The organism is Romboutsia sp. 1001713B170207_170306_H8 (genome assembly GCF_015550495.1).
In the GTDB taxonomy this organism is placed as follows: Bacteria; Bacillota; Clostridia; order Peptostreptococcales; family Peptostreptococcaceae; genus Romboutsia_E.
The window spans coordinates 361562-375053 of the sequence record NZ_JADNAX010000001.1 but is presented as its reverse complement, the minus strand read 5'-3'; the positions used below and the strand labels follow the sequence as shown (position 1 = coordinate 375053).

General features: G+C 28.7%; 11 protein-coding genes. All 11 read right to left on the bottom strand.

Going from position 1 to position 13492, the window contains the following annotated elements; translation table 11 throughout:
• Positions 1-2 precede the first annotated feature (2 nt).
• Positions 3-2423, bottom strand: coding sequence for an FtsK/SpoIIIE family DNA translocase (locus I2A66_RS01790; protein ID WP_122638173.1), 2421 nt, complete (start codon positions 2421-2423; stop codon positions 3-5).
• A gap of 163 nt (positions 2424-2586) precedes the next feature.
• Positions 2587-3303, bottom strand: coding sequence for an ATP-dependent Clp protease proteolytic subunit (locus I2A66_RS01785; protein ID WP_147515669.1), 717 nt, complete (start codon positions 3301-3303; stop codon positions 2587-2589).
• 201 nt (positions 3304-3504) lie between these two features.
• Positions 3505-4848 carry an MATE family efflux transporter gene (locus I2A66_RS01780; RefSeq protein ID WP_195250831.1) on the bottom strand — a complete coding sequence of 448 codons (1344 nt, stop codon included), beginning with the start codon at positions 4846-4848 and terminating at the stop codon, positions 3505-3507.
• Positions 4849-4995: 147 nt separating this feature from the next.
• A complete protein-coding gene (gene dapG, locus I2A66_RS01775; RefSeq protein WP_147515522.1) occupies positions 4996-6216 on the bottom strand; it encodes an aspartate kinase in 1221 nt (406 codons plus the stop codon).
• A 23-nt stretch (positions 6217-6239) separates the two neighbouring features.
• On the bottom strand, positions 6240-6485 hold the full coding sequence (locus I2A66_RS01770) for a YlmC/YmxH family sporulation protein (protein ID WP_122638176.1): 246 nt from the start codon (positions 6483-6485) through the stop codon (positions 6240-6242).
• 24 nt (positions 6486-6509) lie between these two features.
• Positions 6510-7751 carry a M16 family metallopeptidase gene (locus I2A66_RS01765; RefSeq protein ID WP_122638177.1) on the bottom strand — a complete coding sequence of 414 codons (1242 nt, stop codon included), beginning with the start codon at positions 7749-7751 and terminating at the stop codon, positions 6510-6512.
• 131 nt (positions 7752-7882) lie between these two features.
• Positions 7883-8620, bottom strand: a complete 738-nt coding sequence (locus I2A66_RS01760; protein WP_122638178.1) for a polysaccharide deacetylase family protein — start codon at positions 8618-8620, stop codon at positions 7883-7885.
• A gap of 134 nt (positions 8621-8754) precedes the next feature.
• A complete protein-coding gene (locus tag I2A66_RS01755; protein WP_147515524.1) occupies positions 8755-10869 on the bottom strand; it encodes a polyribonucleotide nucleotidyltransferase in 2115 nt (704 codons plus the stop codon).
• Positions 10870-11043: 174 nt separating this feature from the next.
• Positions 11044-11883: a DegV family protein gene (locus I2A66_RS01750; RefSeq protein WP_122638180.1), complete on the bottom strand. Its 840-nt coding sequence runs from the start codon at positions 11881-11883 to the stop codon at positions 11044-11046.
• Positions 11884-12198: 315 nt separating this feature from the next.
• Positions 12199-12453, bottom strand: coding sequence for a 30S ribosomal protein S15 (gene rpsO / locus I2A66_RS01745; protein ID WP_122638181.1), 255 nt, complete (start codon positions 12451-12453; stop codon positions 12199-12201).
• Positions 12454-12561: 108 nt separating this feature from the next.
• The gene (locus I2A66_RS01740; RefSeq protein WP_122638182.1) at positions 12562-13488 is read right to left on the bottom strand and encodes a bifunctional riboflavin kinase/FAD synthetase; all 927 of its coding nucleotides are present in this window, start codon (positions 13486-13488) and stop codon (positions 12562-12564) included.
• Between the last annotated feature and the right edge of the window lie 4 nt (positions 13489-13492).

Here is a 13492-nt window from a genome sequence, read left to right as displayed (position 1 = left end):
TTTTATTCACCTTCTAAATTAGCTAATTCTTCCTTCGTTATTAAAACTTTTCTAGGTTTACTTCCTTCACTTGGTCCAACTATACCTCTTTCCTCCATAGAATCAATTAATCTAGCTGCTCTATTAAATCCTATTTTAAACTTTCTTTGAAGCATAGATGCTGAACCTTGACCATTATTCACAACAAACTCTATTGCGTCTGCTAATAAGTCATCTTCATCACTCGATTTTATAGAAACTGATTTTGAAATAGTATCCATTATATCATCTTCATATTTTACTTCTTCAGTTACTTGATTTTTTATAAAATCTATAACTCTTTCTGATTCATGTTCTGATATAAATGCTCCTTGTAGCCTTACAGGTTTAGCAGCACCTAATGGATAGAATAGCATATCACCCTTACCTAACAACTTTTCTGCTCCACCTAAATCAAGTATTGTTCTAGAATCTGTTTGTGATGAAACTGCAAATGCTATTCTAGATGGTATATTTGCTTTTATAACACCCGTTATTACATCTACTGATGGTCTTTGCGTTGCTATAATTAAATGCATTCCTGCAGCCCTTGCCATTTGTGCCAATCTACAAATATAATCTTCTACATCATTTGCACAAGCCATCATTAAGTCCGCAAGCTCATCTATGATTATTACAATCTTAGGTAATTTTTCTTCACATTTTTCATTGTAACTTGTTATATCTTTTACTTGATTTTCAGCAAATAATTTATATCTTCTATTCATTTCTGTGACTGCCCAGTTTAAAGCATTAGCAGCTTTTTTAGGATCAGTTACAACAGGTATTAGTAAATGAGGTATTCCATTGTAGCTTGCTAGTTCAACCACTTTAGGGTCTATAAGTAAAAACTTAACTTCATCTGGATTAGATTTATATAATATACTATTTATTAACGTATTTACGCAAACACTTTTACCTGAACCTGTTGAACCTGCTATAAGTAAGTGAGGCATCTTTCCAATATCTGCTATGATTGGTTTTCCTCCTATATCCTTACCTAAAGCCATTGCAAGTGGTGATTCAAAGTTTTTAAATTCATCACTTTCTAATACTTCTCTTAATCCTACCATTTGGCTTTCTTCATTTGGTACTTCTATACCGATTGCACTCTTACCAGGTATTGGTGCTTCTATTCTTATACTTTTTGCAGCTAAACTAAGTGCTAAATCATCAGTTAAGTTTACTATTTTGCTTACCTTTACACCTGGGCTTGGCTGAATTTCATATCTTGTTATTGTAGGTCCTACTGTAACTTGATTTACTTTAGCTTCAACTCCAAAATCAGATAGTGTTTTTTCTAATAATGACGCATTTTTTAGTACTTTTTTCTTTCCGTGTTCATCACTTTTTTTATCAAACTTATTTAATAGGTCAAATCCAGGTTTTTTATAATTTTCATATTTTGATACCGAATCCATGTCTAAGTTTATTGGCTGAGTACGTTCAATATTTTGTGTTTTATCAAAATTATAAGTTTCTTTAGATAAATTTTCAGTTTTAGAACCTTGAAGATTTTTTAATACATCAAGTTCTGAACCAGTTTGAGTTACTTCTAATATTTCTAAATAATCATCTTCAGCTTTATTAAATCCTACTATTTTTATAGTCTTGTCATCTACATCATCTTCTAAACTTAATGCTGGCTCTTTTTGCTCATTGTTAGCTTTATGTTGTTTGTTTTTATCAATAATACCTTTAAAAATACTTGGTTTCTTTTCTTCTATCATAGTTTGTTCCATAGTACTATCATCTACTTCATCAGTTATCATGTCTAAAGCAGATTGTTTTAAATTTGAAACTTTTTCTTTTAAATTCTTGCCTTTTAGCTTTGTTTTTTTACTTCCTTTGCTTCCAAAATTTACATTCGATATAAAATCTTGTATTGATATATTAAATGTAAACATTACACATAATAATAATGCAAATATACTAATTAGCCATCCTCCAGTTATACCAAAGATTGCTTTTATATAATATGCTATAGTAGAAGTTATAAGTCCAGTTCCATTTCCATTTACTCCCATTTGCATTACATCACTAATCATTGTGGATTTAAATGGTGAATCTACAGGTATAGTTCTAGCATTTAATAATCCATAAAATACAAATACAAATGTTACTATAATATAGTACATTTTACTATTCTTTAATCTATAAACATATTCATTTCCTTCAAAGAATCCAAGAATACCTGCAATAATAACTATAAAAGGTATTGTAAATGATAATCCTCCAAATAGGCCTTTAAATATATTCTGCATAAAGTTTCCTATTAATCCCATAGAAGCAGAATTTAAGCTATATAATAAGAATATACCTACAAATATTGTAACTAGATTATGATACTCTGCTCTAAATCCTAGGTCTTTATCTTTTTTCTTTTTGCTTTTTTTCTTTGCCACTCATCTCACCTCTTACTTTTTATAAATCATCTCTACCCTGATAAATTATAGGTTCTTTAATCGATAAAAAGTGTTAATGCCTAAACACTAACACTTTCTACTTATACTTATACTTATACTTATATTACTTAATTATATCATATATTGTATTATTTAAACAAACTTATTTATTTTCTTTGCTCTTATCATCTTCTGCTATTAGTTCTTTTAGTTTAGCTAGTGCTTCTTTAAGTCCTCCAACTTCATCAATTATACCACAGTCAACAGCTTCCTTTCCTATAAGAACACTACCAACATCACTAACTAATTCATCTTTAGCATGCATTAATTTAACTAATTCATCTCGTTCTATTTTTGATGTTCTAGTTATAAACTCAACAATTCTCTCTTGCATCTTTTTAAAATATTCAAATGTTTCATTTACACCAATTACTAATCCATTTGTTCTAATTGGGTGAACTATCATAGTAGCAGTTGGAGCTATAAATGAATAATCTCCTGCAGTTGCAAGAGGAACGCCTATACTGTGACTTCCACCTAATACAAGTGTTACTATTTTTTTAGATACACTATTTAGAAGCTCTGCCATAGCAAGACCTGCTTCTACATCTCCTCCAACTGTATTCAAAATTACAAGTACACCTTTTATATCTGGATTTTCTTCTACCGAATATAACATTGGAATTATATGTTCATACTTAGTAGCTTTTTTTTGTGGATTTCCTATAAAATGTCCTTCTATTTCTCCTATTATTGTAATACACTGTATATCTTTCTTAGGTTGATTTGGAATTTGTGGAATTCCCATTTGCTTTATATCTTCCATTTCATTATCATTTGCATTATTATTATTGTTATTGTTATTATTTTGATCTTGCATTAATAAATTAGAATTTATTTTTTCTATATCCACAGTATCTTTTTCTAAATTATAATTATCCATATTTTTGTTTATGTAATTATTATATTCAATATTATCTTCATTAAATTTCATTTTAATTCTCCTCTCAAGCATTATTATTTTTATTTTTTCCAAATCCTTGTAAAAAATTCATACTTTAATGCTTGATTTATATAATAATTACATTACAAGCTTAGATCTCCAACTACCTCTTCTCCATCTATTATAAAATATTATTCCTCTTAAAATTTCATCCATAGCCATAGCTAGCCATACACCATATAATCCCATATTAAATTGTATAGCAAATATGTATGAAAATAATGCCGATATTAGCCACATAGATATTATTCCCACCATTACAGGAAATTTTATATCTCCTGCAGCTTGCATTCCTCTTATCGTTACCATATTAATAGATCTTCCTAGTTCTAAGAAAATATCTATAAATAATATGTGTTTGCCTAGTCTAAGTATTGTTATATCTTTAGTAAATATTCCTAAAATATAGTCACTAAAAATAAATATTGAACCAGATACAATTAAAGTAACTAGCATTGCCTTTTTTAGAGTATCTAATACACATTTGTAAGCTTCATCCTCTTCTTTAGCTCCAATTAAATGTCCCACTATAATCTGATTTGCTTGAGATACTGCATTTGCATATAAATATGAAATCATTACTATAATACCTATATAAGTTCTACCAGTAACAATAGTTGTTCCAAGGGTATTTACTATGGCTAAAATTACTGTCTGTGATATATTATATGATATATTTTCTCCTCCTGATGGAATACCTATATTTATTAATTTCTTAAAAGTATCTTTCGGGAATGGTCTAATATATTTTAATGAAATTTCACCATTTACTTCCTTTTTAAAAATATATGCTATTATAACAACTCCTATAAACCTACTCATTACACTTGAAATTGCAACACCATCTACTCCCATCTTAGGTAGTCCGAAATACCCATTTAGTAAGATAGTGTTACCAATTATATTTAGTATATTTACTAATATAGAAATATACATAGTTTGTTTCATCAAACCATTACTTCTAAATATAGCTGAATAAGTTAAAAATAGCGATTGTAAAAATAATCCCCCTCCAACTATATTCATATATATATTTGCATCATTAATCAAATCATTTGGGAGTTTAATTAAATTAAGTATATAACTTCCTAATATAAATAATAAAATTCCTGATGCTATACCAAATATAAAGTTAGTAAAAATAGATACTGTATAGATTTCAGATACTTTACTATGATTCTTCGCTCCCAAGTACTGAGATACAAGTATTGTTGTAGCCATTGTTACCACACTAAAAGTTATTACTAATACATTCATTATTTGATTTACATTTCCAACTGCTGCTACTGCTTTATCAGATACCCTACTTAACATTACCTGATCAATATTATTTACTAATAGCTGTAATGACAGCTCTATAAATATTGGCCATGTTAATGATAATAAAGATAACTTTTTATTTAATATTTTTGATAATTCCATATACGTCTTCTATATAATTATTTTATCAATATAAAATATTATTGAATAATTTTACCACTGTCAATAATATTTTATTCTTTATATGCTAACAGTCTCAAATTAAAAAGAATATACTAAACTAGTATATTCTTTTTAATTTGAGACTATCTAATCTTCATTTTTATAAAAAAGATTATGTATAATATGAATAGTTTCTACCATGTCTTTTTCTTTAACCAAGCAAGATACAGAAGTATAAGAGTCAGATGACTGAAGTAATTCTATATTAATCTTTGTTAAACCTCTCATAATCTTTGCTATAACTCCAGGTGTTTCAGTTATTTTACTACCTAATAAAGTAACCTTTGCACAATCCTTGTTTATCTCATATTGTACTGAGTTCTTTTTAAGTATTTCCTCAACAACATCTACATCTGATTTGTTAATAGCAAATCCCTTATCTTCTATAAAAAAATTAATCATATCCATATTTATTTTCTTATCTTCCATTTCATTTAGTATTCTAGAAAATACATCTTCACAAGATTTTACTTTTACTTGAGCTATATTATTTTTATGAGCTACTGTAGATATAAATCCCTCTTCTTCCTCATAACTTTGATTTCCATGTTGTAGGTTTTTAATTGAACCAATCTTAGTTCCTTCATACTCTGGATTTAATGTGTTTTTTATTTCTAGTATTATATCAGCCTTTTTAGCAAGCTCTACAGCTCTTGGATGTATTACCTTTGAACCTTGCTCTGCCATTTGAAAAACCTCTTCATATTCTATAAATTTTATCACTCTTGCATCAGGCTCTACTCTAGGATCTGCTGTCATTATTCCATCTACATCAGTATATATTTGAACTTTCTTACTTCCTAATGCTTTACCTATTGCTACTGCAGATGTATCACTCCCTCCTCTACCTAGAGTAGTTACATCTCCATCCTCTGTACTACCTTGAAATCCAGCTATTACAACTACCTTTCCCATAGATAATTCTGTTTCAATTCTTTGTGAGTTTATTTTTTTTATCTTAGCATTAGAGTAAGAATTCGTTGTTATTACTCCAGCTTGAGTTCCTGTTAAAAATATAGATGGTATATTTTCACCTTCTAACATACTTGACAAAATAGTTCCAGATATTATTTCTCCACAGGACATTATAAGATCTAGTTCTCTTTTTGATGCTTTTTCATTAACATTTTTACATAAATCTATTAATGTATCTGTTGCATAAGGTGCACCTTTTCTTCCCATAGCTGATACAACTACTGCCAAATCATTCCCCTTTTCTCTATAGCTTTTTATTATATTAACAACCTCTTTCATTTTTTCATATGATTCTACTGATGTTCCACCAAATTTTTGTACTAATACTCCCATATATTCCCCCCTAATAACTACATTTAATATACTCCATCATATTCTATAATTATCATATCGTTACCAATTTTTTTTACGCTTCTCCAAGGTACTTCTAGAACTGAGCCTTCTTTCTTTCGTCCAAAAAAGCCTTTTTCTTTTGGTATTAATAATGCCAATATTTTTCCTGTTGTTTCATCTATTATAAGGTCACATTCACCAACTACACCTAGTCTTTCCCCTGTAACTAGGTTAACAATTTCTTTCCCTGCAATTTCAGATAAATTCATACTTATCCCCCCTAAACTTATTAATTACAACTTTATATCCTCTACATCTCTGCCGACTATACAAATTCCAAGATTACTCAAATCAAATACTTTGTTTATAACCTTTTTTATACTGTCAAAGTTTACATTATTTATACATTCTAAAATTTCATCTGTAGTTTTTACTTTATTTACAAGTAGCATTGATTTTCCCATAGACATCATCCTACTTCCTGTACTTTCCAAACCTAATAAGTAACTACCTTTTAATTGCTCTTTACTTTCATGTATTTCTTTTTCTGTTAAATAATTTTCTCTTAAGTCTTTTATTTCATTTTTTATAATTTCACATACTTCTTCTAAATTTTCATTACTCATACTAGCAAAAATCCCTAGTTCTCCACATTTTCTATATAAGCTTTGTGCTGAGTATATAGAATATACTAGCCCTTTTTCTTCTCTTATTTTTTGGAATAATCTAGAGCTAATACTACCTCCAAATATATTATTTATAACAGCTAATGCATATACTTCATCATCATCCTCTAATCCAATAGCCTTTAAATTCATTGTTAAGTTCACTTGTTCTGTATCCTTATTTTTAGCTATATGACAAGAATTAAATGTAGCTTCTTTTAGCTCTATAGTTACATCTTTGCTTTTCCAACTTTTAAATTTTTCTTCTATTTTTTCTAACATAGTATCAAAATCAAAGTTTCCTGATACTGATATTACTGAATTATTAGGTACATAATATTTATTAAAATATTCTAATAACTCTTTTCTATTTATATAATCTAAGGATTTTCTATTACCTAATATATTCATTCCCAGTCCATCATCTTTATAAATGTGCTCTAATAACATATCATAAGCTAAGTCCTCTGGTGAATCTTCATACATTTTAAGTTCTTCTAAAATTACTGATCTTTCCTTATCTATATCTTTTTCATCAAACTTAGAGTTTAGTATCATATCGCTTAATATATCTAACCCTATATTTATATGTTCATCTAGTAATTTTACATAGTAGCATGTACATTCTTTGCTTGTAAAAGCATTTATTTGACCACCTAAATTATCAATTTCACTTGCAATATCTTTTGAACTTCTTTTATTTGTCCCTTTAAATAACATATGTTCTATAAAATGAGATACTCCACTCACTTTATTATCTTCAATTCTTGATCCTGCATTTATCCATACTCCTAAAGATATTGATTTCACATAAGGTATTTCTTCACCTATTATTGTAAGTCCATTCTCTAATGTTTTTACTTTGTACATATCATCCTCCATTTGTAACAATATTTTATATAGACTATTATTTATTGGTTAAACTTTAGTTCTAAATCTAAATAAGTATATGTATTTCATTATAGTTTAGTAGGTTTATTTATTCAATAAAAATTAAGTTATTAAAAAATATCCATTAATCTACCTACTTTAAGTCCTTTTCCCCTTATAATAGATATTATATCATCTAAACATTGTGTGGTTGCCTTTGTAGGGTGAATAAGTACTATACTTCCATCTTTAATTTCCTTTTTATTTACTCTGTTTATTATCACATCAGGCTCCTCTCTGTATTTCCAATCAATTGTATCTACATCCCATTTAAATGTTGTATATCCTAACTCTTTAGCTGCCTTAATTGTCCCTTCGCCAAAAGAACCTGCTGGAGCTTGAAAAAATTTAATTTCTTGATTTGTAATTTCCTCTATAATAGATTCAGCTTTTTTCATCTGCTCTAAATTTTCTTCATAGCTTAACTTAGCATAGTCTAAATGTTTATATCCATGACTTCCAACCTCATGACCTTCTGAAATCATTCTTTGTAAAAGTTCTTTTTTATTTTCTGCCCACTTACCTGTTATAGTAAATGTTATATTTGCATCTTCTTTTTTTAGAGTATCTAATATCGACTCTATGTATTCATCTTCCCAGCCAAGGTCTACGTTGCATGTAATTGCAACGTAGCCACTATTAGCTTTAGTTCCTCTTTCGTAAGGTAAGTCAGCTAGATCATTAAAGTTAAAAGTCGGAGTTATACTGCTTTTCATCCCCCAAAATACTCCTCCTATAATAAGCAATATAACTAAAACTCCTATGCCTATCTTCTTTAGTTTCTTCTTATTAGCCACCATTATTAACATCTAAGATTCCCCCTAAAATATGTACAAATTATATCTTAGTTAATCTTATTAAATAATTGTCCTATTTATGCAAATATAAACTATAATAAAAAAAAGATTAACTAAGAAAAGTTAATCTTTTTTTTATTATTTATTTATTTTTCTTCTTTCTTTTCAGTTCTTTCTGGCTTAGGTAATAAAATTTTTCTAGATAAGTTTACTCTTCCTTTTTCGTCTATTTCAGTAACCTTAACTTCTACTTCATCTCCAATATTAAGAACATCTTCAACCTTAGCTACTCTTTCATGAGCTATGTGAGATATATGAAGTAATCCTTCTTTACCTGGAAGTATTTCAACAAAAGCACCGAATGTAGTTATTCTAGTCACTTTCCCTTTATAAGTCTTACCAACTTCGGCTTCTGCAACTATGTCATTTATTAGTTTTTGTGCTAAGTCTATCATTTCTTGATCAATACCTGCTATAAATACTTCACCAGTTTGTTCTATATCTATCTTAACACCAGTTTCATCGATAATCTTAGTTATAACCTTACCACCTGGCCCTATAACATCTCTTATCTTATCTGGATTTATATTCATTGTTATTATCTTAGGAGCATACTTAGATAATTGTGGCTTTGGAGCATCTATAGTTTTTCTCATTTCATTTAATATATGAAGTCTACCAACTCTTGCTTGATCAAGTGCAGCTCTTAATATATTTTCATCTATACCATTTATTTTTATATCCATTTGTATAGCTGTTATACCATGTTCAGTACCTGCAACTTTAAAGTCCATATCTCCTAAATGGTCTTCCATACCTTGTATATCTGAAAGTATAGCTACTTTGTCCTCATCTTTTATAAGACCCATTGCAATACCTGCAACCATATCTTTTATTGGAACACCTGCATCTAGTAATGATAATGTTGATCCACAAACCGAACCTTGAGATGTTGATCCATTTGAACTTAATACTTCAGAAACTAATCTTATTGCATAAGGGAATTCTTCTTTTGAAGGTATTACAGGAACTAATGCTCTCTCAGCTAATGCACCATGACCTATTTCTCTTCTTCCTGGACCTCTTGATGGTCTAGCTTCACCAACACTGTATGCTGGGAAGTTATAGTGATGCATATATCTTTTATTTTCTTCTTCATCTAAACCATCTAGTATTTGAACATCTCCTAAAGCACCTAATGTAGTTATAGTCATTACTTGAGTTTGTCCTCTTGTAAATAATCCAGAACCATGAGCTCTTGGTATAAATCCATTATCACACCATATTGGTCTTATTTCATCTAATTTTCTGTTATCTGGTCTTACTTGCTCATGAGTTATAAGCATTCTAACAGACTCTTTTATTATTGATTGAAGAACTTCTTCTATATCTGATCCAAACTCATCTACTATTTCTTCAAAATGAGCAAGAGTTTCTTCTCTTACTGCATCCATTTTTTCTTGTCTTTCAAGTTTTTCAACAGTTCTTACTGCCTCTTTCATTTTATCAGTTGCAAAATTACGAACAGCAGATTCTACCTCAGCATCAACTTTATGTAATTCTACTTCCATTTTTTCTTTTCCAACTTCTGAAGTTATCTCTTCTATGAAAGATACTATTTTCTTTATTTCTTCGTGTGCAAATAATATAGCTTCTAACATTAAGCTTTCAGGTATTTCTTCTCCTCCAGCTTCAACCATCATTATTGCATCTTTAGTACCTGATACTACTAAGTGAAGAGAACTCTTTTCTCTTTGCTCTGCAGTTGGGTTAGCTACTAACGCACCGTCAACTAATCCTACTAAAACAGAACCAGTTGGACCATTAAATGGTATATCAGATATAGATAAGGCTACAGATGAACCTATCATCGCTACTATATCAGGAGTACAATCTTGATCTACTGAAAGTACAGTAGCAACAACTTGTACATCATTTCTAAATCCTTTTGGGAATAAAGGTCTTATTGGTCTATCTATTAATCTAGAAGTAAGTATTGCCTTTTCTGAAGGCTTTCCCTCTCTCTTTAAAAATCCACCTGGTATTTTACCAACTGAATATAATCTTTCCTCATAATCAACACTTAGTGGGAAGAAATCTATACCATCTCTTGGCTTTGCTGATTTAGATACGTTAATCATAACCATAGTTTCTCCGTATTTAAGTATAGCACTACCAGCAGCAAGCTCTGATATTTTTCCTATTTCAACAGAAAGTTCTCTTCCTGCTAAATCCATTTTGAAAATTTTATGTTCAAACATTAATGCTTGTACCTCCTCTTTCACTAAAACCGCTTTTATATCTTAACTAATATCTTATCAAAAATACTATAAATTAACAATACAAAACTCATTTTATGACTTTTATTGTATTTTCTTAGATACTAAACTATATACTTTTGTATAGTATTTGCTACTTAATATAAAATTAATCATTTAATAAGAACAACTAATTGCAAATATATCTGGTCCAGTATGAGAACATATACAAGCTCCACCTCTAGTAAAATACAGATTCTTGCATTTTATTTTTGCGTTAACTTCTTCTTTTAATTTCTCAAAATCATCTACATTATCGCCACAACCAATTATTACATTCTTATCTTCTAAAGTATCATACTTATCTATAGTTAACTTTATCAATTCATTTATAGCATGTTTTTTACCTCTTACTTTTGTAAGTATAAATATTTTTGCATCTTCTACTGTAAATATAGGCTTTATTTTTAACATATTACCTATAGTTGCAGTTGCTAATGATGCTCTTCCACTTCTCTGTAAGTATTCAAGTGTATCTGGAACAAATAATAAACTTACTGAATCTCTTAACTTTTCTAATTCCTCTATTAGTTCTTGTGGAGTTATTTCATTATTATTTTCTATTAATTCACATGCTTTAACAACAAATTGGGCACTTCCTAGAGATAATGTTAACGTATCAAATACATGTATATCTCCTTCTGTATCATTTTTAGCCATTACAGCACTTTGATAAGTACCCGATGATTTCGAAGAACCATTTATACATACTATAGAGTAATCATCTTTATATTTGTCAAAAGCAGTTTTAAATTGAATATATGTAGCTTGTGATGTTTTTGGAACTTCTTTTTTCTCTTTCATCCTTTTATAAAACTCTTCATTACTTATGTCTATACCTTCTTTATACTCTTTATCTCCAAGTATTATATTTAAAGGAATCACATCTATATCATATTTTTCTACCAAATCTTTAGGGACATCACATAAACTATCGCAAATTAACTTTATTTTCATCTATATCTCCTCCTAAAATAAAGCATATATTATTTTTTTATATTTTATACCTTTTTAATTATTTACTCCTTAGATTAAATATAATCATAGTTCATATAATTTGTATTTATACTTCTTTATTAATTATACTATTTATTCATGAATTTTGCATTCTTACATATCTATTTATTATTTTATGCTATCATAGTCAAATCTATTTAAAATTTTATAAATCTATATTTTGTATTAATTAAAAACATATATACTATACTAAATTTATTATTTTAAGCAAAAACAGGAAGGCCAATGCCTTCCTGTTCTATATAGAAAATATAATTATTTTCTTAATCCTAATTTAGCTATTAAAGTTCTGTATCCTTCAAGATCTTTTTCCTTTAAGTAAGCTAATAAGTTTCTTCTTCTACCAACCATCTTTAATAAACCTCTTCTAGAGTGGTGGTCTTTTTTGTGAGTCTTTAAGTGACCGTTTAATTCGTTTATTCTAGCTGTTAATAAAGCTATTTGTACTTCTGGAGAACCAGTATCTCCTTCTTTTCTTCCAAACTCTTTGATTATTTCAGTTTTGTTCATTTGAGTTACCTCCATAAAATTTTATTAAATCGCCAATTACTAAGCATTGATTGGAGTGTTCAAATGCTGAGTAATGGTTAATTTACTTACTTATTCTATCATATAAATTTATTTTTTGCAAATATACTTTTCATAAATATAATTTGTATCAATTTTTAACTGAGATTTCAGCTCTTCTAAAGAATTAAACTTTTTTTCATCTCTAATTCTTTCTAAAAACTCAATTTTTATAAATTTTCCATATATGTCTTCATTGAAATCAAGTATATTAGTCTCTACAGATAGATTATCTCCATTTACAGTTGGGTTATACCCTATATTAGTTGCTCCAAAGTAGGTTTTTTCATCTAAGTAAACCTTAGTTGCATATATACCGCATTTAGGAATAAGCATTTCACCCTCAATTTTCATATTTGCAGTAGGAAATCCTATAGTTCTTCCTAGTTGCTTAGACTTTATTACTTCTCCCTCTAATTGGTAATTACGTCCTAAATACTCTTTCACTTTATTTACACTTCCCTCAGCTATTAAGTTTCTTATATAAGTGCTACTTACTCTTATATTATTTATTTTTACAGGATTAACTACCTCAACTTTAAAATCATACTTAGCACCTAAGAGTTTTAATAATTTTGCATTTCCTTCTTTATTTCTAGCAAAGGTAAAGTCATGTCCTACAATTACCTTTTTGGCTCCTAATTTTTCTTTAAGTATCTTTTTTGCAAAATCATCTGCAGATATCTTTGTCATTTCCTCATCAAAGGGTACATTAACTACAATATCTATACCTAAATAGCTTAATTTTTCCATTTTATCCTTATCACGTATAATGTTTTTCACACTATGATTTCTAAAATAGTTAGCTGGATGATTTTCAAAAGTAAAAACAACACTTTTTATTCTTCTTTTTTTGCTACATTGTACTGCTTTTTTTATCAGAACTTTATGGCCATTATGAAGACCATCAAATTTACCTATAGTGACAACACTTTCGCCTAAATTCTCTACATCCCATATAGATTTAACAATATCCATAATG

Excerpts from the sequence above, each read along its gene's own strand:
- I2A66_RS01785 (WP_147515669.1), bottom strand. The coding sequence starts at position 3,303 with ATGCAAGATCAAAATAATAACAATAACAATAATAATAATGCAAATGAT.
- I2A66_RS01780 (WP_195250831.1), bottom strand. The coding sequence starts at position 4,848 with ATGGAATTATCAAAAATATTAAATAAAAAGTTATCTTTATTATCATTA.
- dapG (WP_147515522.1), bottom strand. The coding sequence starts at position 6,216 with ATGGGAGTATTAGTACAAAAATTTGGTGGAACATCAGTAGAATCATAT.
- I2A66_RS01770 (WP_122638176.1), bottom strand. The coding sequence starts at position 6,485 with ATGAATTTATCTGAAATTGCAGGGAAAGAAATTGTTAACCTAGTTACA.
- I2A66_RS01765 (WP_122638177.1), bottom strand. The coding sequence starts at position 7,751 with ATGTACAAAGTAAAAACATTAGAGAATGGACTTACAATAATAGGTGAA.
- I2A66_RS01760 (WP_122638178.1), bottom strand. The coding sequence starts at position 8,620 with ATGTTAATAATGGTGGCTAATAAGAAGAAACTAAAGAAGATAGGCATA.
- I2A66_RS01755 (WP_147515524.1), bottom strand. The coding sequence starts at position 10,869 with ATGTTTGAACATAAAATTTTCAAAATGGATTTAGCAGGAAGAGAACTT.
- I2A66_RS01750 (WP_122638180.1), bottom strand. The coding sequence starts at position 11,883 with ATGAAAATAAAGTTAATTTGCGATAGTTTATGTGATGTCCCTAAAGAT.
- rpsO (WP_122638181.1), bottom strand. The coding sequence starts at position 12,453 with ATGAACAAAACTGAAATAATCAAAGAGTTTGGAAGAAAAGAAGGAGAT.
- I2A66_RS01740 (WP_122638182.1), bottom strand. The coding sequence starts at position 13,488 with ATGGATATTGTTAAATCTATATGGGATGTAGAGAATTTAGGCGAAAGT.